21 protein-coding genes and 1 pseudogene are annotated in these 22,585 nt (G+C 51.3%); 10 read left to right on the forward strand and 12 right to left on the reverse strand.

From position 1 onward, the window contains the following. Positions 1-16: 16 nt before the first annotated feature. The 3 genes and pseudogenes from C792_RS14550 to C792_RS0113100 all read right to left on the reverse strand — a co-directional run bounded on the left by C792_RS14550 (position 17) and on the right by C792_RS0113100 (position 2,816). Positions 17-1,325: pseudogene (locus C792_RS14550) on the reverse strand (TRAP transporter large permease). Beyond that, positions 1,322-1,819 (reverse strand): TRAP transporter small permease, encoded by a 498-nt coding sequence (locus C792_RS0113095; RefSeq protein WP_017549912.1) that lies wholly within the window; start codon positions 1,817-1,819, stop codon positions 1,322-1,324. Before C792_RS0113095 ends, C792_RS14550 begins: the two are co-directional and overlap by 4 nt. Continuing rightward, positions 1,806-2,816, reverse strand: a complete 1,011-nt coding sequence (locus tag C792_RS0113100) for a TRAP transporter substrate-binding protein (protein ID WP_017549913.1) — start codon at positions 2,814-2,816, stop codon at positions 1,806-1,808. Before C792_RS0113100 ends, C792_RS0113095 begins: the two co-directional genes overlap by 14 nt. A gap of 389 nt (positions 2,817-3,205) precedes the next feature. On the opposite strand from C792_RS0113100, the gene C792_RS0113105 reads away from it, so the two are divergent. Continuing rightward, positions 3,206-4,408 carry an acetyl-CoA C-acyltransferase gene (locus C792_RS0113105; protein ID WP_017549914.1) on the forward strand — a complete coding sequence of 401 codons (1,203 nt, stop codon included), beginning with the start codon at positions 3,206-3,208 and terminating at the stop codon, positions 4,406-4,408. A 55-nt stretch (positions 4,409-4,463) separates the two neighbouring features. Here the strand turns inward: C792_RS0113105 and C792_RS0113110 are convergent, their stop codons facing one another. Continuing rightward, positions 4,464-5,663: an MFS transporter gene (locus C792_RS0113110; protein WP_017549915.1), complete on the reverse strand. Its 1,200-nt coding sequence runs from the start codon at positions 5,661-5,663 to the stop codon at positions 4,464-4,466. Positions 5,664-5,780: 117 nt separating this feature from the next. Then, complete coding sequence (locus tag C792_RS0113115; RefSeq protein WP_017549916.1) at positions 5,781-7,808, reverse strand: glycoside hydrolase family 3 protein; 2,028 nt, start codon at positions 7,806-7,808, stop codon at positions 5,781-5,783. A gap of 160 nt (positions 7,809-7,968) precedes the next feature. On the opposite strand from C792_RS0113115, the gene C792_RS0113120 reads away from it, so the two are divergent. Then, positions 7,969-8,406: an acyl-CoA thioesterase gene (locus C792_RS0113120; RefSeq protein ID WP_017549917.1), complete on the forward strand. Its 438-nt coding sequence runs from the start codon at positions 7,969-7,971 to the stop codon at positions 8,404-8,406. A 1-nt stretch (position 8,407) separates the two neighbouring features. Further along, positions 8,408-9,256 (forward strand): SDR family NAD(P)-dependent oxidoreductase, encoded by an 849-nt coding sequence (locus C792_RS0113125; protein WP_017549918.1) that lies wholly within the window; start codon positions 8,408-8,410, stop codon positions 9,254-9,256. Between the two features lie 103 nt (positions 9,257-9,359). Here C792_RS0113125 and C792_RS0113130 read toward each other — a convergent pair whose 3' ends face one another. Beyond that, positions 9,360-9,557: a hypothetical protein gene (locus tag C792_RS0113130; protein WP_017549919.1), complete on the reverse strand. Its 198-nt coding sequence runs from the start codon at positions 9,555-9,557 to the stop codon at positions 9,360-9,362. Positions 9,558-9,583: 26 nt separating this feature from the next. Then, positions 9,584-9,790, reverse strand: a complete 207-nt coding sequence (gene relB / locus C792_RS14555; RefSeq protein WP_017549920.1) for a type II toxin-antitoxin system RelB family antitoxin — start codon at positions 9,788-9,790, stop codon at positions 9,584-9,586. Positions 9,791-9,970: 180 nt separating this feature from the next. Between relB and C792_RS0113140 the strand changes: the two genes are divergently transcribed. From C792_RS0113140 to nhaC, 4 genes are all read left to right on the forward strand, one after another. Next, positions 9,971-11,167, forward strand: a complete 1,197-nt coding sequence (locus C792_RS0113140) for a glycerate kinase (protein ID WP_017549921.1) — start codon at positions 9,971-9,973, stop codon at positions 11,165-11,167. Further along, complete coding sequence (locus tag C792_RS0113145) at positions 11,167-12,540, forward strand: SLC13 family permease (protein WP_017549922.1); 1,374 nt, start codon at positions 11,167-11,169, stop codon at positions 12,538-12,540. Before C792_RS0113140 ends, C792_RS0113145 begins: the two co-directional genes overlap by 1 nt. 113 nt (positions 12,541-12,653) lie before the next feature. Continuing rightward, positions 12,654-12,854: a hypothetical protein gene (locus C792_RS0113150; protein WP_017549923.1), complete on the forward strand. Its 201-nt coding sequence runs from the start codon at positions 12,654-12,656 to the stop codon at positions 12,852-12,854. A gap of 144 nt (positions 12,855-12,998) precedes the next feature. Next, positions 12,999-14,462, forward strand: coding sequence for a Na+/H+ antiporter NhaC (gene nhaC / locus C792_RS0113155; protein ID WP_017549924.1), 1,464 nt, complete (start codon positions 12,999-13,001; stop codon positions 14,460-14,462). A 40-nt stretch (positions 14,463-14,502) separates the two neighbouring features. Here nhaC and C792_RS0113160 read toward each other — a convergent pair whose 3' ends face one another. Together C792_RS0113160 and C792_RS0113165 are read right to left on the reverse strand one after the other, a co-directional pair. After that, on the reverse strand, positions 14,503-15,126 hold the full coding sequence (locus C792_RS0113160; protein ID WP_017549925.1) for an SDR family oxidoreductase: 624 nt from the start codon (positions 15,124-15,126) through the stop codon (positions 14,503-14,505). Positions 15,127-15,187: 61 nt separating this feature from the next. Further along, entirely contained in the window at positions 15,188-16,006 is an 819-nt protein-coding gene (locus C792_RS0113165; RefSeq protein WP_017549926.1) for a ZIP family metal transporter, read from the reverse strand. 109 nt (positions 16,007-16,115) lie between these two features. Here C792_RS0113165 and C792_RS0113170 point away from each other — a divergent pair, with 109 nt between their 5' ends. Next, the gene (locus tag C792_RS0113170) at positions 16,116-16,997 is read left to right on the forward strand and encodes an EamA family transporter (RefSeq protein ID WP_026090365.1); all 882 of its coding nucleotides are present in this window, start codon (positions 16,116-16,118) and stop codon (positions 16,995-16,997) included. Positions 16,998-17,166: 169 nt separating this feature from the next. After that, positions 17,167-18,069 (forward strand): VOC family protein, encoded by a 903-nt coding sequence (locus C792_RS0113175; RefSeq protein WP_017549928.1) that lies wholly within the window; start codon positions 17,167-17,169, stop codon positions 18,067-18,069. A gap of 56 nt (positions 18,070-18,125) precedes the next feature. Here C792_RS0113175 and C792_RS0113180 read toward each other — a convergent pair whose 3' ends face one another. Next, a complete protein-coding gene (locus C792_RS0113180; RefSeq protein WP_017549929.1) occupies positions 18,126-19,250 on the reverse strand; it encodes a M24 family metallopeptidase in 1,125 nt (374 codons plus the stop codon). Between the two features lie 92 nt (positions 19,251-19,342). Here C792_RS0113180 and C792_RS0113185 point away from each other — a divergent pair, with 92 nt between their 5' ends. Then, positions 19,343-19,948, forward strand: coding sequence for a hypothetical protein (locus tag C792_RS0113185; RefSeq protein ID WP_017549930.1), 606 nt, complete (start codon positions 19,343-19,345; stop codon positions 19,946-19,948). A 25-nt stretch (positions 19,949-19,973) separates the two neighbouring features. Here C792_RS0113185 and C792_RS0113190 read toward each other — a convergent pair whose 3' ends face one another. Further along, the gene (locus tag C792_RS0113190; RefSeq protein WP_040608946.1) at positions 19,974-20,504 is read right to left on the reverse strand and encodes a sugar O-acetyltransferase; all 531 of its coding nucleotides are present in this window, start codon (positions 20,502-20,504) and stop codon (positions 19,974-19,976) included. A 67-nt stretch (positions 20,505-20,571) separates the two neighbouring features. Next, positions 20,572-22,527, reverse strand: a complete 1,956-nt coding sequence (locus tag C792_RS0113195; RefSeq protein ID WP_017549932.1) for a S9 family peptidase — start codon at positions 22,525-22,527, stop codon at positions 20,572-20,574. Between the last annotated feature and the right edge of the window lie 58 nt (positions 22,528-22,585).

Below are 22,585 nucleotides of genomic sequence, written 5' to 3' on the forward strand. Positions count from 1 at the left end.
TTATCAATCTATATGGTCACTCTGTCAGGCCGAACAGGTCCGGCAGGAACATGCTGAAGAACGGCGTGAATGTCACGATGACCAGCATGATGAGCAGCGCGATGAAGAAGGGCATCAGTATCGGCACCACTTTCTCGACCCTGATATCCGCCACACTCGCACCGACGAAGAGTGCCGAGCCGACTGGCGGGGTGATATTGCCGATGCACAGGTTGAATGTCAGGATGATACCGAAATGGATCGGATCGATCCCCATTTCCATTGCAATCGGCAGGAATATCGGCGTGAATATCAGCACCGCCGGCGTAATATCCATGAATGTGCCGACTGCCAGCAGGAAGACGTTCATGAGCAGCAGGATGAGAATCGGGTTATCTGTCAGGCCGAGCAGACCTTCACTCATCGCATCAGGCAGCCCGGTGTAGGACATGACAAGTGAGAACAGCCCTGAAGCTGTGATCAGCAGCAGTATCATTCCCGTGATCTCCACCGTCTCCCTGATGATTTCAGGGATGTCACTCACCTTGAGGTTCCTGTAGATCAACGACAGCACCGTGGAATATATCACAGCTACAGCAGCGCCCTCGGTCGCCGTGAAGATGCCGGTGACAATACCGCCGATGACGATGACGATGAGCATGAGACTCGGCAGTGCATCGAGCGTGAGGTATAATTTATCCTTCCATGGAATGCTTTCCGATACCGGATATTTATACTTTCTGGCGAATACGAACGCCACCGCCATCGTCGTCAGTCCCCACAGTATGCCGGGAATGTAACCCGCCATGAAGAGCGCTGCGATGGATGTTCCCCCCGCTGACGAGGGAATAGACGATCAGTATGGATGTCGGCGGGATGATCAGTCCGGATGGTGCGGAAGCGATGTTCGTTGCGGCTGCATACTTCCTGTCATATCCGCTGTTCTCCTGCATCGGTCCCATGATGCGCCCCATCGCCGCAGCCGAAGCCACACTCGACCCTGCGATAGAGCCGAACAGCATGTTGCCGACTACGTTAGTGTGTGCAAGCGACCCGGGGATCCTGCCGACGAGCACTTTCGCAAAGTTTATCAGCCTGAATGCGATGCCGCCGTTGTTCATGATTATCCCAGCCAGGACGAACAAAGGGATCGCGAGCATCGTGAAGCTGTTCATTTCCGTGACAAGGCGCTGGGCGCCGGTCAGTATCGTCGTGTCAAACGGCAGTATGAGGAGGAGGGTGAAGATAGCGCTCAGCAGTATTCCGATCGCAATCGGGAACCCGATCGCCAGGAACAGAAGCAACAGCCCGAATATCATAATGCCTGCCAGTACCGTCGTACTCATAGACTACTCACATCCTCATCTTCTTTATTTACAACCCGTTCTATCGTCATGATGTTGTAGAAGGTGTAAAAAAGTATGATCACACCTGACACCGGAAGTGCCGCATAGACGAAGCCCATCGAAATCCCTGTTGCCGGGGCGATCTGCGGAATCGTCAGCAGCGTGATCTTGATGCCGCCGTATATGAAGACGACAGCCACCGTCAGAAGCACCGCGATCTGTGACAGATAGGTCAGGAAGACCTGGATCTTTTTCGGCATGCTCTCCCTTATGAAAAGAATCGCTATATGCTTGTTCTTCCCAAAAACATAGGCTGCAGCAAGCAGCGTGAACCAGATCAGCAAGTATCTGATGACCTCCTCACTCATCGTGCTCGGATTGTTCAGGATGTATCTGGCGATGACCTGCCATGTGGACAGCAATGTCATGATGATGATTGCAGAGCCCGCAAGCACAAGCATCACTTTGTCCAGCATCTCTTTAGCTTTCCTCATCAGAGTCATCCCCCTTGAACATCTCATAGATTGGCGCCATCGTCTCGTCCTGCTTCATCTCTTCATGCAGCGGCTGGGCGGCTTCCTTGAATGCTTCCTTGTCCACTTCATGGAATTCCACGCCCATTTCATTCTGCGCTTCGTCCTTCGCTTCCTTCATCGCTTCATCCCATACGCCTTTGTGGTATTCATTGGCCACGTCAGCTGATGTGCGGATGATTTCCCGGTGTTCCGGCGACATCTTTTCAAGGAGTTCATTGTTCATGATAAGCATATCCGGGACAATCGCATGCTCGGTGTAGAACCAGTACTTGGACACTTCACCGTGTTTACTGCTCACGAGTGAGGACAGGTTGTTTTCCGCAGCATCGATGATGCCGGACTGGAGTGATGTATAGACTTCACCGTATGCCATCGGCGTCGCTGTACCGCCCAGCGCCTCGATCATATTCACACTCGTTGCACTCGGCTGCACACGCACTTTCATGCCGGCCATATCTTCAGGCGTTTCAACCATACGGTTGGCCGTATAGAGGCTGCGCATCCCTGCATCGAAATATGTCAGACCGACAAACCCGATATCCTTTGAGGATTGGTAGATCGTTTCCGAAATTTCAGGATCGTTCATCTTCTCTTCAAACTCCTCTTCGCTGTCGAACATGTAAGGGATACCGAAGATCGAGTATTCCGGACGGAAGCTCTCGAGCGCAGCCGCACTCACTTTTGTGATATCCACGGCACCCGTCTGCGTCAGCTCGATCACTTCCCGCTCATCCCCCAGTTCCCCGTTCGGATAGAGGCTGATGGTTATGTCACCATCCGAACGCTCCTCAACCTCCTCCTTGAACTTTTCAAGGGACGAGTGCACAGGGTGGCTCGTCGGATGGTTATGAGCGAGAGTGAGGTTATGTTTATCATCCTCGCCCGCAACGCTGTCAGTGCATCCGGCAAGCAGAAAGATGGATACGCTTACAAAAAGCATGAAATATTTTCTCATAAATAAAACTCCTATATTCTATTAATAGTTTAATAGTACAACTAATTATAGAATAAATCAATGTGTACTTGAATAAAAATTATTATATTTAGTTTTTCTTCTAAACAATTATATCGGCGCATTCCGACATTATGGCGACCACCATTTTCATCAACTTTTCAAAAAAATAATTGACAGCGCTTTCATAATGTATATATAATGACCTTGGTTTGCAGCATACGGTCGCATAAGCTGTAGGTGACGACGATTACATCACAGACAATCGTCATCATCACCCCCAGCCATACAGCGCTCCCCCGGGTTCTCCGGGGGCGGCACTTGAAGAAGCGGAAGAGAAAACAGAGGCGTATTACATCGCGGCAGAAACACTGGAAGGGAGTGTTATATTAATGAAGGAAGTCGTCATCATAGATGCGGTCCGGACACCGATCGGCAGATACAAGGGGGCTCTCAAATCCGTACGACCGGATGACCTCGGGGCCCTCGTCATAAAGGCGCTCGTCGACAGGAACCCGGGTGTCGATGTGGATCAGATCGACGAAGTGCTGTTCGGCAACGCGAACGGCGCCGGTGAAGAGAACCGTAACGTCGCCCGCATGTCATCACTGATCGCCGGCCTGCCGGAGACAATCGCCGGCACGACAGTCAACCGCCTGTGCGGCTCGAGCCTCGACACTGTTTCCATGGCCGCCCGCTCAATACTTACGGGCGAGATCGATGTCGCCATCGCGGGCGGCACCGAAAGCATGTCACGCGCGCCTTTTGTCATGCTGAAGCCGGAGAAGGAATTCCCGCGCGGCAGCATGGAAATGGTCGATACGACAATCGGCTGGCGGTTCCCGCATCCCGGAATCGAAAGTGAATACGGTACAGACTCCATGCCGCAGACAGCTGAAAACGTAGCACAGCGCTTCAGCATTTCAAGGGAGGCGCAGGATGAATTCGCCTGCCGGAGCCAGCAGCGGGCCAAGGCAGCGGTCGAATCGGGAAAGTTCAGGAAACAGATGGTTCCCGTCACGATAGAAGATCACGGAGGCAACGAAACGATCGTTTATAAGGATGAGCATCCGAGACCGGAAACGACCATTGAAAAACTCGGTGCACTCCGGACGATCTTCCCGGACGGCACCGTCACAGCAGGCAACGCGTCCGGTGTCAACGACGGCGCCAGCGCCCTCCTCATGATGAGCAGGGAAAGAGCCGACACACTCGGACTCACGCCGCTCGTGAAATACATCTTCTCTGCGACAGCAGGCGTCGAGCCGGCAGTGATGGGACTCGGCCCGATCGACTCGACGAAGAAACTGCTCCGTAAGACAGGACGGACAATCGCGGACATCGGACTCGTTGAACTGAACGAGGCATTCGCATCACAGTCCCTCGAGTGCATCAACCAGCTCGGACTCGATCCGGACATCGTCAACGTCAACGGCGGTGCCATCAGCTTCGGCCATCCGCTCGGAGCAAGCGGTGCAAGAATTCTCACAGATCTCATCTATGAAATGAAACTCAGAAAGACTGAAACCGGTCTCGCCACAATGTGCATCGGCGTCGGCCAGGGAATTTCTGTAATGGTGGACAATATGCAATAGCATCCAATATCAATGATGAAGAGGACAGGGAGCCCGAATACTCTCCGTCCTCTCTTTAATTCGCCGACGATTTTCCCCGCTTCATCCTGATGGCAACCGAGATCAGCAGGAAGCAGAGCCCGATGAACACTATGTTCATCACCGCGACGCCGTTCCATCCGAAGTCTGCCCAGAAGACGCCGGCCGCTGTACCGCCGACGCTTGACCCTGTGTAATAGAAGAAAAGATAGAGCGAAGATGCCTGTGCTTTATTGGACGCGGCATTCTCTCCAACCAGCCCGCTGACGATGGAATGGGAAGCGAAGAATCCGTATGTGAACAGGCTCAGCCCGAGTACCATGACAGGAAGATTCGGCACGAACAGAAGAATGACTCCGAGCAGCGTGATGCCGAGTGCGATATATATGAACATCACCTTGCCGAACTTTGCAACCAGCCTGCCTGTGATCATCGAACTGAATATGCCGATGATGAAGATCAGGAAGATCCAGCTGACGATGGACTGGCTGAGCGAATAGGGTTCGGCCAGGAAAACGAACGTGACATAGCTGTATATGGACAGGTTGGCGCCGAGCAGAAGAAATCCGACAAGGAAGAAGCACACCAGCACCGGATTCTTCATATGGCCGAGCAGCGTCCGGCTGAGCTGCATGAAATTGAAGTCCCGAGCCTCAAAATTCCTCGGCGGCCTGAGGCTCCTCCAGAAGATCACCGTGGCGATGATGCTGATGACACCGATGCCGAACATCGCCCCGTGCCAGCCGATATAATCCGCCGTGACTCCCGAGAACACACGGCCGAATACCGCACCGAGTGCATTTCCGCTGATGTAGAGCCCCATGGCGCCGGCCAGGCTCCGGGGATGGATCTCTTCGCTGATATATGCCATCGCAATCGACGGTACACCGGCCAGCACCACACCCTGCAGGGCACGGAGGGCAATCAGCACAGAGAAGTTCGGACTGAAGGCGGTGAGGATACAGAGCAGGGAAGCTGCGAGCATGGAGATCACCATGATATTCTTGCGTCCGAGCGATTCCGAAATGGAACCGAAAACCAGCATGCTGACAGCCAGCGCCAGCGTCGTCACCGTCATCGACAGGCTCGACAGGGTCGCGCTGACCCCGAAAACTTCCGTGAATATCGGCATGAGAGGCTGTGCGGTATAAAGGATCGCGAACGTATTGAACCCCGCGGCAAAAAATGCGAATGTCGTTTTTCTGAACTGCTGTGTCCCCTGCTCTATATATTCCATTTCACTCGACTCCAAAATTTTATTTAGTTCAATACTAACACTTTTCGGCACAAAGCTTCTAAACCGCTGCCCGGAGATAAAAAGAACCCTTCATGGCGAAGGGTTCAGAACATCAGCTCAGTCATAGGATCGGCTGTATCCGAATCCGTATTCATTGCCGTTCTTATCACGGTACGCGTATCCGTCCTGTTGGGCATGCCCCGGGATATCCCCCGGACTCCTCTCGAGCGCCTCCCTGTCGGCCGGCAGCGTGAACGGCAGCTTCCCTGACGGATTGTGCCTGCCGCGCAGCACATCGATGAATGTCTCGTACTTCACCCCGAACGTCGCCAGCACCGCTTGCGCATCCGGCTCGATTCCGCCGATCAGCCATGGGTTGGTCATGTTGACGGAAAGGATTGTCGGCACCTTCCCCTCAATCATCCTGACCCGTTCTGTATCGATACCGGTCGCATCATCAAGGTCCACCGACAGCGGTTCATCCGGGCGATCCGGCACGGGCATCGGTGAGATGAACAGCAGGGCATGCGTCGCTTCCATCAGATCACCTGTCAGTTCAATTTCCGGGTCATGCCTTCTGATTGTTTCTCTCGCTTCTTCTGTAATCTTTTTTGCATCCGTTTTCTGAAACACCTCTACATACAGTTTCATGCTTCTGACTTTTTCATCTTCAAGCGGCAGCATACGCTCATCATCGCGCAGCAGCACGACCGATTTCCTGTGTGCTTCATCCGCCTTTTCCTGTGACGCAGGATCTTTGGCATCGGCTGCCGCTGCATCCTCATCAACATATGGATTTTCAAACAGGCCGAGCTCCATCATTTCCGTAAGCAGGTATGTCACTGACTCATCGAGCCTGTCCTCACTCACATGACCTTCCCGGACCGTCCTGATCAATGTTGCAGGATCCGCTTCATCGGAGAACATGTTCACACCCGTCTCGAGTGCCTTCGCATACCGCTCTTCCGGTGTAAGGTCCTCCACTCCCCATGGCATCATGTTGATGATGCCCGTATCCGAGTTGATGTAGCCCTTGAAGCCGAGTTCACCACGCAGAATATTCTGTATGATGACTCTGTTATAGGCGAAGCCGGTCTCTTCAAAAAGGCTGCCGTCCGCAAGCTGCACTGTGCTGTGCGCGTTGCTCGGATAGGAATAATAGGGCATGATCGAAGTGGTCCCGGCATCAATCGCCGCTTTGAACGGCGGTATATGATAGTCATAAAGGCTGCCCGGTGTCGGATAGGGGTTGAAACTGCCCCACGGATAATGTGGATCATGGCCGCCGTGCCTTGCGCCACCGCCGGGGAAATGCTTCGTCGTAATGGATACACTTCCGTCCCCCAGCCTGTCACCCTGGAAGCCGCGCACAATCGCGCTTATCATCCTTGCGGACAGTTCCGGGTCCTCACCGAATGTACCGTTGTAGCGCATCCACAGCGGATCCGTGGCGATGTCCGCCATATAGCCATACAACTTGTGGATGCCTGTGGCACGCCATTCTTTCGCTGCGATTTCCCCGAACTCCTGTACAAGCCCCGCGTCGAAAGTTGCCGCCATGCCAAGTTCGCCCGGCCACAGCGAGAACTCTCCCGAAGCCTCCATCATGCCGTGATAGAGATGGCCGATGTGGTTTCTCGGATTGGAAATCATGACAGCCGGTATCCCCAGACGGGAACTTTCTGCAAGTTCCTGGAGTTTGTTGGTCCAGACAGCCAGGTCGCGCGCTTCCGGATTGTCCCGGATGATGAAATAGCGGAGATTGAGATCCCTGACTCCTTTAGTTGCGCCCGCCGTATAGAGCAGCGGCCGGGGCAGCTCATAATTTTCATCACCCGGTTCCGAAAACGGATGGGTCGTATGCACGATATCCGTTTCATTCAGCAGTCCGCTCTCATCGGTCTCCTTGGATTCCAGGTCACCCGGTATCTCTTCAGAGAACGGCATATACTGCGAGGAAACGGTCATCAGCCCCGCCTTTTCCTCCAATGTCATCCTGGATACAAGGTCCCGCACCCGCTCTTCTGTTGGCAGTTCCCAATTTTCATACGGGTCTACGATTCCATTCCCGTTCAGATCCCGGAACTCCCTCCCGTTTTCAATAATTATTCCCTTTGTTCTAGACTGTACATGCTTCTTTGCCAATATATACACCCCATTTTATAGTTTATCGGTCCAACTAACAATATATTATCCCCTTTCCTATCAGAATTTTCAAATCCGTTCTCCTTTCTGTTCGTGGGGAAAACATTGCAGTGCTATAATGGGATGGATAGAGGTACTAGGAAACGAGAGGTAATAGACGATGGAAAAAGGATACGTTGCAGAAAAAGAAATACAGGTCATGTACGCAGACACCGACATGATGGGTGTCATCTACCACGGCAGTTATATAAAGTGGCTCGAAGTCGGCCGGATGCAGCTGATTGCGGATGTCGGCTACGACTATGTTGCCATGGAGCGTTCGGGCTACTACGCCCCGGTCTACAACATCAACGTCACCTACAGGAAATCCCTGAAATACGGCGACCGTGCATTCGTCAGGACATGGGTCGCCAGAAACACCGGCATGCGCACGGATTACGGGTTTGAGATCGTCAACGGCGACGGCGAAGTGTGCACATTCGGCACGACGACACACATCGTCGTAAAAAAAGTGGACGGTGAATTCAAGCCCGTCGCCTTCAAAAAGGTCTTTCCGGAATGGTTCGGCAAATATGAGCAGATTAAGGTGGATGGATAATATGAGTCACGGAACACTCGTCATCACAGGCCCCACTTCCGGCATCGGGAGAGCAACAGTCGAAGCACTCGCAGCGGATTTTGATGAAATCGTCCTGCTCGCCAGGAACGTGGTCAAAGCCGAGCTCCTGAAAAAGGAGCTGAGAAACGGGACTCCCGCGTTGAAGGTCTCAGTCGTGGAATGCAACCTGGCAAGTCTCGCAAGCGTCGAAAAAGCTGCACTTCACATACAGGATAACTACGACAGGATAGACTGCCTGATCAACAATGCAGGGGTCGTGTCACTGTCAAAGCAGGAGACGACGGACGGTTACGAGCTCATGATGGGTACGAACTATCTGGGCCATTACCTGCTCACACACTATGTGATGCCTGTCCTGTTGAACAGCAGCGCACCCCAGATTGTGATCGTGTCCTCCAACGCATATGGCTTCACCACCCTGAAATCGGATTATTTCAAGGGAAAAGGCAATCCGATGCAGCTGTACGGCCGTTCAAAACTGGCCACACTGTACTTCATGCAGGAACTGCACGAGCAGTTCAGTCCCAAAGGGCTCAGAGTCACCGCCGTCCATCCGGGTGCAGTCGCCACAAACCTCGGCAAGACACAGCAGAATGAAAAATTCGGAAACCTGGTATACGGCACCCTCAAGCCCTTCTTCCTGTCACCGGAAGAAGGCGCGGAATCCACCCTGATTGCCGTGAGGGATAAAGAAAAATATGACGGCATGTACATGCACGCCGGCAAAGAGATCAGCCTGAAGCCGCACGGCAGGAGCTATTATGCCAGAAAAAGGCTGATGGGAGACACAATATACGAATTGTATCTGGACGGGTTCATGGAAAGATAGATCAGGCCACCCAAGTGTTTCATCTGATATCATATAATGCACTTTCAGCAAAAACGGGGGGGAGACAGATCACATGGTCTGTCTCCCCCATTCCTTTACATGCTCAATCTTTCAGGTCTTCACTTGCCGGGAATTTTTTATTTAAAAATCTAGATAAATTGAGCTGTATAACTGCAACAGCAGCCAAACTTATAATAAACACAAAAATACTGTTTCTGATTCCAGGAAAATTTAAAAGAAGAATTACATATAGAACAGGAACAATCATACTGATCCAGGCTTTCTTGTTTTCATTCGACATGATGCTCACCCCAGGATACCTTCAACTCAGTCCAGTCCATGCGCTCCGGGACTGTCATAATATTCTTTGATGGCTTTGCGGTAGGACTCCAGATCGATATCATCTTCAACCCTGTCCAGCGCGGCTTCTTTGACCAGCTGTGCAGCACTTATGCCATTCGACTGTGCATAATTGGCGATGATTTCCTTATCTGCTTTCGACAGGTTTATCGTAAGCGTTTCGTTCTGAGTCATCTTTAACCCCCTCCATATAATGCAGTGTAACATACAGCCTTTTTTCTTCCGATACTTTATCCCGAATTATGAAAACGCTTTATATAAATTTAATTGATTATTAACTTTTCTCTAAGCATTCTCAAACCAGCCCTGTGTAGATTAAGTATCAACAAATATTACAGACAGGGGAGATTGATCATGAGAGTAGTTGTCATACCTTCAGGCTTCAAAGAGAGCCTGAGTTCTGAAGAAGTCGGTGCGGCGATTGAGAAAGGGATCAGGCATGTGGATCCGCAGCATAATGTGACTGTGATTCCGATGGTGGATGGCGGAGAGGGATTTGTGGAGACGATTGTTAAACTGAAGGAGGGCCGCGTGATTCCGACTGATGTTGTGGGGCCGGTGGGAAAAAGGATTGATTCCTTCTTTGGATTGTTCACTGAAAACGGCGTGAAGACCGCAGTGATAGAGATGGCGGCAATCGCAGGACTCCGCCATGTGCCGGGTGATAAGAGGAATCCGCTGAAAACAACGACTTACGGCGTGGGTGAGACGATCATCAAAGCCCTGGACCATGGTGCAGAGCGCATTCTGATCGGCTGTGGTGATTCAGGAACTTCCGACGGCGGCGTCGGAATGGCGCAGGCAGTCGGTGTGACATTCAAGGATGATGACGGCAGTCGCATCTCCGTCGAAGGCGGCGGCGAAATCGATAAAATCCATTCCGTGGATATGTCCGGTATAGACCCGAGGATTCCTGCCACGGATATTGATGTTGCCGTCAACTGGAAAAACGTACTTTGCGGTGTAAATGGTGTCGCCCACGTGTTCGGGCCGCAGAAAGGGGCTTCACCCGAAGCTGTCAAAAAACTCTCCGGGAACCTCGATCATCTGGCCGAAGTGATTTTCAGGATGACCGGTGAAGACCTTTCCAAAGCAGACGGCGGCGGGGCATCCGGCGGACTTGGTGCCGGACTTGTCGGATTCACAGGTGCAGTCCTTCATCCGAGGTTCGATATCATCAGGAAATATGTCGAAATTTCCGATGCGATACAGAATGCAGACCTTGTCATCACTGCAGAAGGATGCATCGATTTCCAGACACCCAATGGTAAAATCCCGTCTGAAGTGGCACGCATTGCCAAAAGCCATGACAAACCGGTCATCGCTTTTGCGGGTACCATCGGCAGGAAAGCCGAGGTCAATTATGAGAGCGGCATCGATGCGTTCACGAGCATCATCCCGAAACCGGCAACACTTGAAAAATCAATGACAGATGCCTCCAAATGGCTGCAGAGATGCACGGAGAGTGCCTTCAGACACCTTGCGATCGGAATCACCCTCGCCGAAGCGATAGATGAGAATGACGGCAGCGGCATGAAGGTAAGATCCTGATGTCCGTGAAAAATATCATCCTATCCGGTTTATTCACAGGGTTTTCGATCACGGTTTTCTTGGCCGGTGACCTCGGGTATTCAGGGAAATTAAGCCTTGTCATATTTTCACTGTCGCTTGGAATGTTCATATTCTCCAGTATTCCCGCCGGGCTCGTAGCCTGGCTGGCCCTGAGCGCAGGTGTCCTGTTCGGGCTGCCCCAGGATATTCTGTTCACATCCTTCAGCCGGCACATCGTATGGCTGATGATCGGGGCGTTCATCATTGCAGCAGTGCTGGAAAAAAGCGGATTGCTTGAACGGCTTATCAGATGGGTCAGGCGGAACTGCTATTCGAAAGGGCGGATCACTCTATTCACCTTTGTACTGGTACAGATACTATCTGTCATAATCCCCTCCACCTCAGGCAGGGCATCCGCCCTCCTCCCTGTTTACAGGGCGTTCAGCAGACAGTTTGGGGGGAGCAGAAAGTTCTTCGGACTTGCTGTGCCGGTCCTGATCCTGATGGGGGCGAACCTGACACTGATCGGTGCAGGCAGCCACGTCATCGGCATCGGCATACTGGAAGGACAGACCGGACAGAAAATAAACTACATGGAATTCCTGGTATACGGCTTGCCGTTCGGACTGTTGATCGGAGGAATCTCCCTCCATCTTCTGTCGAAATGGTATTTGGAAGACACGGAATTCCCCACTGTTGAGAAAGAAGAGACCGGCAAAAAACCTTTTTCATCCCGGGAAAAGAAAGCATCATGGCTCATCGGCATCACTCTTGTCCTCTGGCTGACAGAAGCATTGCACGGTTTCGACATCGCATTTGTCACTATGCTGATGGCCATGATCATGATGCTGCCCCAGATGGATCTGATCGGATGGAAAGCGGGAATGAAAAGTGTATCCTGGAGCCTCATATTCTTCGTCGCCGGCGCCACACAACTCGGTGAACTGCTCGTCACATATAAAGTCACAGATTTTTTCCAGGATAGATTTTTAAGCCTGTTCGATACGCTTGATGCCAGTGATGAATTCCTCATGCTCATGCTCATCATCCTGATCAGCGTCACCTCACACCTGTATATCACAAGCCACACGACACGTGCAGTCGTGTTCATACCGGTGCTCCTCATATTTTCGGAGATGTTCGGGCTGAACCCGGCCGCAGTCGTCTTCATATCTCTCATCGGTATCAACTACTGCGTGACATTGCCGGTCAGTTCAAAAGCACTGCTGATCTTCTACGAAGAAGATGACAGACCGTTCGAAACACACGATCTTGTCAAAATCAGTTTGTTGCTCATGCCGATCTACATCGCTTTGATGACTGCCATGTATTACGTTTTCTGGCAGCATGCGGGGCTCGCTTTGATGGACTGATTGACAGACATGTATCCTCTTCATCAGATACATGTCTATTTATATGTGAAATTTATTTATATTATGTTATTCTTGAGCATCAAAGTTTATACATGCTGGAGGGTTCCTGAACCATGGATATATTGATAATGATCCTGTATGTCATTTTCGGATTCTCTTTGTTCCTGCTCGGCTTCACTTCCATCCTGGCGCTCCTCAGACTTCTGAAAATATGGGAGCCGGATGGTGTCAATGCCTATAAGTTATTTGTGATGAACGCTGTGGTTTTCACCGTATCGATTTTAGGCCTGGTGCTGCTTTATAACATTTCCTGAACCGGCTTTTTCAATGAAAAGGAAATACAATCATTGCATAGATTTTCCCGGGAAATGAATCGCCCAAAACAGTTTAGTTCTAAATTTTTTGAAATTTCTTCCCACCCACCTATGACTGTTGTATAATCATTTCGAGGTGGGAATATGAATATCAATGAAAATGCAAAACAGGAATTCAATTTTTTTGTGGCTTTGATACCGCTTGTGCTGATGATAGCGGCGATGGGGACAACGGTGGTCTGGCTGGGTCAGGACCCCCATATACCACTGATTTTTGGTACCGCTTCCGCGGCGGTTGTCGCAATGATCCACGGCTACAAGTGGGATGATATAGAAAAGATGATGTTCAAGGGGATACGTCTGGCCCTTCCGGCTATTGTCATCATCATGCTGGTCGGTCTGATCATCGGTTCATGGATCGGCGGCGGAATCGTCGCGACGATGATCTACTATGGCCTTGCCCTGATCAGTCCTGCACTGTTCCTGGTGACGATCGTCCTACTGTGTGCGATCGTCTCCCTGTCAATCGGCAGTTCATGGTCCACCATGGCGACTGTCGGCGTTGCGGGAATGGGCATCGGTCTGAGCATGGAAATACCTGCTGCGATGATTGCCGGCGCGGTGATTTCCGGTTCGTACTTCGGCGATAAGATGAGCCCGATGTCGGATACTACAAACCTGGCGGCGGGACTTACGAATACGGATCTTTTCGTACATATCAAGCATATGTTCTATACGACGGTGCCGGGACTCGTCATTGCACTCATCGCATTCTTTATCCTCGGGCGCCAGTTCGGCGGGAGCGGTGCCACGTCCGGGGAGGTTACCAGCATGATGGAGGCGCTGAAGGAGAATTTCATCATTTCTCCCTGGCTTCTGCTGGTACCGCTTGCCATGATTCTCGGCATCGTGATCTTCAAAATGTCCGCCATCCCCGCTCTTATCGTAGGTATTGTGCTTGGTTTCCTCTGCCATCTGTTTGTACAGGGCGGGGATCTCGGAGCTGCGGTCGGTGCGCTGCAGAGCGGATATGTCATTGAAACGGACAACCAGATGATCAACGACCTGTTCAACAACGGCGGCCTGCAGGGCATGATGTTCACTGTATCGATGACTGTAGTGGCGATGACTTTTGCCGGCATACTTGAGTACAGCGGCATGCTGAAATCCATCATGGCCCAGATCATCAAAGTTGCCAAAGGCACTTTCGGTATGGTCGGTTCAACGATTGTTGCCGCCTTCACTACAAATGCAACGTGCTCCGAACAGTACATTTCGGTCGTCGTACCTTCACGCATGTTCCTGCGGACGTATATAGAGAAGAACCTGCACTCCAAAAATCTTTCCAGGTCCCTTGAGGATGGGGGGACGCTCACATCCGTCTTCATCCCGTGGAATACTTGCGGCGTCTATATATACGGTGTTCTCGGTGTCGCCGCCTGGGAATACGCCCCCTTTGCAATCCTCAACTTCACAGTTCCGGTGATTGCACTGATCCTTGCTGCTACAGGCATTGGCATTGAGAAGATTACCGATGAAGAGAAGGATTCGTTCATCAGGAAATATTACAGTGATGATACGGATGAAGAGGCTATCGATCCAGTTTAGATACTAAAAAAACTCTCCGGACCGGAGAGTTTTTTTAGTATCATATGCTTTCTTCCACCGGTGTATCGCCTTCGATGAGATTGTAGACTTTGTTGGCCGGCTGGTTTCTATCGATGGCCTGGACCAGCACTGCCGCCACATCCTCACGTGGTACATTACCGATTTCCGGTTCGCCTTCAAACAATTTCACTCTGCCCGTGCCCGCTCCATTCTGCAGCATGCCCGGACGGATGATCGTATAATCCAGACCGGATGCTTTGAGGTATTCATCAGCACGGTGCTTGGCGTACATATAATGCTTGATCTGCTCTGCGTTTTTCGGATCGCCGGCGCCGATGGAGCTGACGATGGCGAAGTGTTTCACTCCTGCTTTCTTGGCGTTGTCCACTGTCTCGATTGCACCTTCCTGGTCGATGACAATCGTCTTATCCGCCCCTGTACTGCCACCGGAACCCGCAGTGAAAACCACGGCGCCAATATTTTCAAATGCATGGGAAAAGTCTTTTTCCAGATCCGCAAGCACTGTTTCAATGCCTTTGTCCTTAAATTGGCCGACCTGTTCTTCCTTGCGTACCATCGCCACCGGATCATGACCTTTTTCTTTCAGCTTTTCCGCAACCTGATGGCCGATCTGTCCATTCGCACCAACTACAAGAACTCTCATTTAAAAATCCCTCCATTTTAGTATACATTCATATATACCTTGATTCACAGGGAGTTAAACTTTATCCGAGCGCGACATCCAGGATCATCATGAGTGTAAAACCGATCATGAGGCTCATGGCCGCAATATCGGAATGACCATTTTTCTGGGTACTCGGTATCACTTCCTCAACGACCACAAAGATCATCGCGCCGGCTGCGAGACTGAGCGCATACGGCAGGACCGGGGCCACGAGTGATACGGCCAGCACACCCACCATTGCGGCCATCGGTTCCACGATTGCGGACATCCATCCAAAGAAGAAGCTTTTCGTCCGCGACATGCCGTCCCCTCTGAGAGGCATGGATACAGCCATGCCTTCCGGGATATTCTGGATGCCGATACCGAGTGCCAGTGTCGCTGCCCCCGCGGCAAGCGTTGCAGGGTCTGCATTCGCGGCAATCGCCCCGAATGCGATGCCGATCGCCATGCCTTCCGGAATGTTGTGCAGAGTCAGCGAGAAGACAAGCAGTGTACTCCGTCGCCGGTTCCCCGCTCCTATCCCTTCCGTCCGGTCATCCGGTGCATTCCTGTGTGTATGGGGGATCATTTTATCAAATCCATAGATGAAAAATCCGCCCAGGAGGAAACCCACGGCAGCCGGGAACCATTCTCCGATGAAGTGTCCCTGACTGTTTTCAATGGCCGGCGACAGCAGCGACCAGAAGCTCGCCGCAATCATAACCCCACCGGCAAAACCGAGCATGATATCCAAAAAGCGTTCGTTGACCTCCCTCGTCAGAAAGACGAAAGCTGCGCCCAGACCTGTCATACACCAGGTGAACAATGTCGCAGTGAGTGCCTGCTGCCAGGGCTCAAGCGCCATAAACATTTCAACCATTCATATGTTCCTTTCATTTCTCAATTCATTCATATGGAAATTATACTCCATAATGGCGTATATTATCTATAATATGAATTATATAGATAAACAACGGGGGTGTTTGTACATGAGAACGTGGTTGGCACCATTTATGATTCTGAGCGCTGCGGTGCTCTGGGGGACAGTCGGCACGGCGAAGACATTTGCACCGGCAGGCGCGGACAGCATATCCATCGGCGCGATGCGTCTTCTCGTCGGCGGCCTGGTCCTGATGGCAGTCGCCATTCTGATGGGTAAGATGACTTTGAAAGGCTGGCCTCTGAAAAGCGTGCTCCTGGCCGCCCTTTCCATGGCACTTTTCCAGCCGTTCTTCTTCATCGCAGTCAGTCTGACGGGAGTCGCGGTCGGCACAGTGACAGCGATCGGCAGTGCACCTGTATTCTCCGGCATGATTGAATGGATGGTCTTCAAGACCCGGCCGGCCGGTGTCTGGTGGCTCTCCACCTTCCTTGCTGTGACAGGCTGCATCATACTCATGTTCAACAGCAGTGCCGTCACCGTCGATCCGCTCGGCATACTGTCGGCACTCGGCGCCGGGATTTCATTCGCCTCATTCACAATCCTGAACTCCGGACTCGTGAAAAATCATCATCCGATCGCCAGCGCCGCAATCATATTCATGACCAGCGCCATCATGCTGTCCCCTTTCATACTTATATACGACAGCTCATGGCTGCTTGAAACAGAGGGCTTCCTTGCCGCCATGCATATCGGTGTCCTCGCCACAGGGCTCGCCTATTACCTCTTCGCCATCGGACTCAGAAACGTCAAATCCTCGACGGCTGTCACCCTGTCACTGGCAGAGCCCTTGACAGCCTCCCTGCTCGGGGTTTTTCTCGTCGGGGAAATACTCGATAGCTGGTCCTGGACGGGGCTCCTCATGCTGCTCATGGGCATCGTGCTCCTCGTAGTGCGGCCCCGGAGGAAAAGAGCAGGCGCTGAAGCATGAAGCTCTGCATGCGTCATCATGCAGGAGCTCCCCTTCCACCACGGTGTAAAATGTAATATAATGGAGTGGACCTTGGACTCCTGATAGTGAAAACTGTGGACTTTGAAGCCATGTTCATGTTTTTTAGCAGCCAACACCGTAAAAACTCATCGGCAAGGAGGAAATACTGATGAACTATCAAAGAATCGTCCCTCATCTATGGTTTGATGACGAAGCAGAAGAAGCAGCCGCATTTTATACGGAGATTTTCCCGTCATCCAACCATATCCATACTTGTGTATTTCCGGATACACCTTCCGGGGATGCCGAACAGGTAACGTTTGAACTGATGGGCTACCGTTTCACGGCCATAAACGCAGGCCCGTATTTCACCAAGAATCCCGCCATTTCATTTCTGGTGACATATGCCCCCATTGAACTGGAACAGATGGAAAACGTCTGGGAGAAGCTTTTGGAGGACGGGGAAGCACTCATGCCGTTCCAATCCTATCCGTTCAGTGAAAAATATGGATGGGTACAGGATAAATACGGGGTTTCATGGCAGCTTTTAATGACGGATGAGACACAGGCCGGGAGAATGATCCCTGCTTTCATGTTCATCAATGACAATCTCGGTAAAGCCGGGGAGGCAGTGGAATTTTACACGGATGTTTTTAAAGGTTCAAAGACTGATGGAGTCTACAACTATCCGGACGGGATGGAACCAAACCTCCCTTCACATGTAATGCACGGCGAATTCGAACTCGAGAACCAGCACTTCTCCATAATGGATAGTGCAGAACAGCATGATTTCAATTTCAATGAAGGAATCTCTCTGATGATCAATGCAGAAGACCAGGATGAAATCGATTATTACTGGGATAAGCTATCCGCTGTTCCCGAAGCAGAACAATGCGGCTGGATCAAAGACAGATACGGGGTATCCTGGCAGATTCTGCCGAAAGTCATGGATGATATGGCAGAACATGGTACACCTGAACAACTGGAAAGGTTGACCGCTTCATTTCTCAGGATGAAGAAATTTGATATTGCAGAGTTGGAACAGGCGTTTGAAGGAAACGCAGAGGATTGAACCGCACGGGAACGGAGGAACAGAAAAGAGGCAGTCCTTATATGGACTGCCTCTTTTTATACTTCTATCGTTATGCTTTCAATGTCTTTCGGGAATGATGTGAGGACCTGTGTCTCATCATCGATGTACAGCATGTCCTCGATTCGCACGCCGCCGAATCCGGCTTTGTATACGCCGGGTTCGATGGTAATCACATGCCCTTTTTGCAGTTTGTCCGTATTCTGTGAATCAAGCGACGGCTGTTCATGCAGCCCGATGCCGAGGCCATGACCGATGCGATGGGTGAAATATTCCCCGTATCCATCCTTCTGGATTTCATCCCGCGCCACCTTGTCGAGTGTGTTCATCTGCTCGCCGAGACGCGACTGGCTGATCCCGGCTTTGTTTGCTTTCAGCACCGCGTTGTATATGGCAGCCTGTTCTTCGGTCGGCTCCCCGATGATGAAGGTGCGGGTCATGTCGGACACATAACGGTCTTTGGTCACGACACCGAAGTCGATGAGCAGAAAATCTCCCGGCTCCACCACCGTGTCGCCGGACCTTCCGTGCGGCAGGGCAGCATTTTCCCCCGCCAGCACCAGTGGCCCGAATGACACACCTGTTGCACCGTATTCCTTCACTTTCTGCAGCAGGAAGTCCGCAATCTCTTTCTCACTCTTGCCGGATACCGGTCCGTTCACAAGATCAGCGAGTGCTTTTTCAGTGATGTCCACCGCTTCCTGCAGTTTTTCTCTATCCTTCTCATCTTTTCTGCCACGCAGTGCATTGATCTCTTTGTCCACCGAATGGATCTGGTCTGCCGTATAATTATCGAGCAGACGCTGATAGCGGTCATATATCATGTGTGCACCTTCGATACCGATCGTTCCGGCCTGTCCCCGGTCCAGATGCTCAAACAGCCTGTCAAACGGATCCTCTCCGTCATTGTGCGGAAGATGATTCGTCACGGTCGCCTGGTTATTCACGATTTCCTGGTCCAGTGCCGGATACATCAGCGCAGTGTCTTTCGTCTTTACATCAATAAGGAGGGCGAGCAGTCTTTCATGCGGCTCTATGAAACATCCGGTGAAATAGAAGACATTCACCGGATCGGTGATTACAACCGCATCCACATCGAGTGATTCTGCCAGTTCCTCCACTCTTTTTACATATTTTTCAGTAATGGTAACCATCCCTTTCATTGCTCTTTATCCCAATATACCATAGATTCCATCGTTATTAATTTACATGGACTTGTGATAATATGTCACTAATGAAACACGGAGGTCTGTCCATGTCCAAATTGATCGCCTATCTGAAAGATATCCACAGAAACCTGAATAAAAGCCTGGAAATCCCGCCTTTCATCACGATATCCCTTCTGATTCTCTATACCCTCATATCAGGTGTGTTCGGCCATATAATCGGAATGGACCTCTTCGCCGATGATTATCAGCCGTTCACGCCCGGATTTGAAATCTTTTCTCTCCGGATTGCGATACTTCTCCTGTACATCATCCTGAACATCGCCTTCCTTTACCTGATGATACTCTGGTTCAGACGGGAACGGGTGAAGATCCCTGTGCTGCTGTCGTATTACGCAATCATCACCACAGCTGTATTTTTCGCGAGTCTCATCCTTTTCTCCGCTGTACTCGTGCTGTCTAATTTCTTCGGAGTGGAGAGCCACACCGTGTTCATAATATTCGGTGCCTCCATAGTTGCCATCTTCACGATCCTGAACCTTTATCCGGGCTATCTGTTCTACCTTGCAGTGAAAGGGCGCCCGATCGATATCTTCTGGCCGTCCATGATGTACGTCGCCTGCATCCACCTGATCTCCTACCTTCTGTTCAGGCTGTGGGGGGCAGTGGATACGTTAAGCATGTGGGTAACTTAGAAAGCCGGGCTTTGGCCCGGCTTCCTTATGTTTCCACACTTTTTATCGGCCGGCAGGGATTGCCTGCGGCCACCATATTGGCGGGAATATCCTTAACAACCACCGACCCCGAACCGATGACCGCATTATCCCCGATGGTCACCCCGGGGTTCACCGTCACGTCTGCCCCGAGCCATACGTTATCTCCGATATTGATGGCCCGGGCATATTCTTTCCCGGACCTGCGTTCTGCCGGGTCAAGCGGATGATTCACAGTGATCAGCGATACGCCGGGGCCCAGGAAGACATCATCCCCGATATTGACAGGCCCGACATCAAGCAGCACACAGTTATAGTTTGCATAGAAATTGCGCCCCACTCTGATATTGATGCCATAGTCGCAATAGAACGGCTTCCGGATGCTTATCCCTTCCGCCCTGTAGCCCATCAGCATTTCCAGTATCTGCGCTTCATCCTTTGATTCCGGCCGGTTGTACTCGTCCATCAGCTTTGCTGCATTCTCACGCAGATGCTTGAGTGCCGGGTCTTCGGGATCATAATACTCGCCGGCCAGCATCTTTTCTTTTTCAGACACGCTGTCACCCCCTTCACGTATTTATTTCCCGGGAAATCATCCGGGTGGATCAGTCAAGATATTCTTTGAACCATCCCGTGAGATGCTTCAGCCGCTCCACCCTGAGGTTCGGTTTCCCTGTCCTTGACAGATTATGGTCTGCATCCGGGAAGCGTACAAACCGAGTTTCTTTCTTCTGATATTTCAGTGCGATATACAGCTGTTCCGCCTGCTCCATCGGACATCGGAAATCGCGTTCACTGTGGAGTATCAGCAGCGGTGTCTTGATATCATCCACATATTTGATCGGTGAGTGATGCCACATGGCATCGATATCACTGAACTCGGCCCTGATCTGCCAGTCGCTGAAATAGTAGCCGATATCGGAAACACCGCGGAAGCTCACCCAGTTGCAAATGCTGCGCTGTGTGACCGCGGCTTTGAACCTGTCCGTATGACCGACGATCCAGTTGGTCATGAAACCGCCGTACGATCCGCCCGTCACCCCGAGGTTCTCCCGGTCGATCCAGCTGTATTTCCCGGTGATGTAGTCGACACCGGCTGAGATGTCCTCATAATCGATACCGCCGTAATTGCCACGCACAGCATCCACGAACTTCTGCGAGTAACTGTGGGAACCGCGCGGATTCACGAACAGCACTCCGTAGCCTTGGGAAGCCAATACCTGCATCTCATGGAAGAAGGTATTGGCGTAGAAGGCATGCGGACCGCCGTGGATATTGGTGATCACAGGGTATTTCCTGCCTTCATCAAAGTCTGCAGGCTTCATCAACCAACCGTGCACTTCAGTGCCGTCGCTGCTTTCAAAACGGATATCCTCCGGGTCGGCGAGCTCTGTATTCTGCTCATATTCCTTATTGAAACCGGTCAGTTTTTCAAGGTTCCCGGTGCTGTAATCGAACTTGTACAGTTCCCCCGGCGAGTCATGCCTTGAAATTGTGAGCATTGCATGATCAGCCGCTGCATCCATCCCGTAGATGTGATGTCTGCCGGTGACCAACGGTTCCACTTCACCGTCAGTGTTTCCCCCGTACAGGTTCACACTGCCGTTTTCGGAGACGACGAATACGAACCGTTCATCAGAAACCCATTTTGCAGGCACCATCTCCACCGACTGCTGTGTGTCTGCTGCGGCATAGTCGCCGACCGGCTTGTCCAGTTTCCCCGTGAGCTCCTGCAGAGTGCCTGACGCTGTATCATACATCATTATAACGCCATGCGTTGCATTCTCAAACTCCCGTCCCATATGGGTTATGAGGAGTTTCGAACCATCAGGTGATAACGCTGCATCCAGCACAATCCCTTCACCTTTTTCAATCTCAACCGGCTGCTCTTCCCCCTGTTTCATATACAGTTTCTGGCTGAAATTGAAGTCCGGTTCCCCGCTCCCGTCAGTCGCATAGATCATAACATCACCGGCCGCATCCAGAAGCGAAAAGTTCTCTTCGCCCGATAGGAGTGTCGTGACTTCCCTTGATGTGATATCGATTGTCCTGACAGCCTGGTATTTCTCTTTGACCAGTCCGATACTATCGGCCTTGTATTTCATCCGGTCGATGACGACAGGCTCCGGCTTCCTGCCCTTTTCATCTTTCTTATCTTCTGTCCCATCTTCTGAATCCTTTTCAACCGAAACATGATAGTGGACCGATTTTCCGTCTTTGGAAAATTCAGCGCTGGTGACACCATCTTCCTCCCCGGTCAGCTGTTCCCTTTCACCGCCTGCTGTGCGCAGCAGGAAAACCTGCTGCTTTTCTTCTGCTTTGCCGATGAATAAAGTACTCGTACCATCCGGCGAATGCCTCACATTGGAAATACGTTCATGCTGGTATGTAAGCTGCATATTCCCACCATTATGATGGCGGTACAGATTCGTCCGGTATTCGTTCCTCTCTTCATCAAGCGTCGTTACAAGATAGGTGACGGCCTCCGCCCCAGGCACGATTGCCGGTGAGGAAACGGAGCTGATTTTGTAAATGTCCCCGATCTCTACTTTATTCTTCATCATTCATCCCCCCAAAATTAAGAAAAGACTGAAAGTTTCAGCCTTTTCTTCCAGTTTA

This window comes from Salinicoccus carnicancri Crm (assembly GCF_000330705.1).
Classification (GTDB): domain Bacteria; phylum Bacillota; class Bacilli; order Staphylococcales; family Salinicoccaceae; genus Salinicoccus; species Salinicoccus carnicancri.

Coding starts and splice junctions, on each gene's coding strand:
- C792_RS0113140 (WP_017549921.1), top strand. CDS start 9,971: ATGAGAGTAGTTGTCATACCTTCAGGCTTCAAAGAGAGCCTGAGTTCT.
- C792_RS0113190 (WP_040608946.1), bottom strand. CDS start 20,504: ATGCTGGCCGGCGAGTATTATGATCCCGAAGACCCGGCACTCAAGCAT.
- relB (WP_017549920.1), bottom strand. CDS start 9,790: ATGACTCAGAACGAAACGCTTACGATAAACCTGTCGAAAGCAGATAAG.
- C792_RS0113125 (WP_017549918.1), top strand. CDS start 8,408: ATGAGTCACGGAACACTCGTCATCACAGGCCCCACTTCCGGCATCGGG.
- C792_RS0113145 (WP_017549922.1), top strand. CDS start 11,167: ATGTCCGTGAAAAATATCATCCTATCCGGTTTATTCACAGGGTTTTCG.
- C792_RS0113175 (WP_017549928.1), top strand. CDS start 17,167: ATGAACTATCAAAGAATCGTCCCTCATCTATGGTTTGATGACGAAGCA.
- C792_RS0113105 (WP_017549914.1), top strand. CDS start 3,206: ATGAAGGAAGTCGTCATCATAGATGCGGTCCGGACACCGATCGGCAGA.
- C792_RS0113150 (WP_017549923.1), top strand. CDS start 12,654: ATGGATATATTGATAATGATCCTGTATGTCATTTTCGGATTCTCTTTG.
- C792_RS0113195 (WP_017549932.1), bottom strand. CDS start 22,527: ATGAAGAATAAAGTAGAGATCGGGGACATTTACAAAATCAGCTCCGTT.
- C792_RS0113120 (WP_017549917.1), top strand. CDS start 7,969: ATGGAAAAAGGATACGTTGCAGAAAAAGAAATACAGGTCATGTACGCA.
- C792_RS0113185 (WP_017549930.1), top strand. CDS start 19,343: ATGTCCAAATTGATCGCCTATCTGAAAGATATCCACAGAAACCTGAAT.
- C792_RS0113100 (WP_017549913.1), bottom strand. CDS start 2,816: ATGAGAAAATATTTCATGCTTTTTGTAAGCGTATCCATCTTTCTGCTT.
- nhaC (WP_017549924.1), top strand. CDS start 12,999: ATGAATATCAATGAAAATGCAAAACAGGAATTCAATTTTTTTGTGGCT.
- C792_RS0113130 (WP_017549919.1), bottom strand. CDS start 9,557: ATGTCGAATGAAAACAAGAAAGCCTGGATCAGTATGATTGTTCCTGTT.
- C792_RS0113165 (WP_017549926.1), bottom strand. CDS start 16,006: ATGGTTGAAATGTTTATGGCGCTTGAGCCCTGGCAGCAGGCACTCACT.
- C792_RS0113160 (WP_017549925.1), bottom strand. CDS start 15,126: ATGAGAGTTCTTGTAGTTGGTGCGAATGGACAGATCGGCCATCAGGTT.
- C792_RS0113095 (WP_017549912.1), bottom strand. CDS start 1,819: ATGAGGAAAGCTAAAGAGATGCTGGACAAAGTGATGCTTGTGCTTGCG.
- C792_RS0113180 (WP_017549929.1), bottom strand. CDS start 19,250: ATGAAAGGGATGGTTACCATTACTGAAAAATATGTAAAAAGAGTGGAG.
- C792_RS0113110 (WP_017549915.1), bottom strand. CDS start 5,663: ATGGAATATATAGAGCAGGGGACACAGCAGTTCAGAAAAACGACATTC.
- C792_RS0113170 (WP_026090365.1), top strand. CDS start 16,116: ATGAGAACGTGGTTGGCACCATTTATGATTCTGAGCGCTGCGGTGCTC.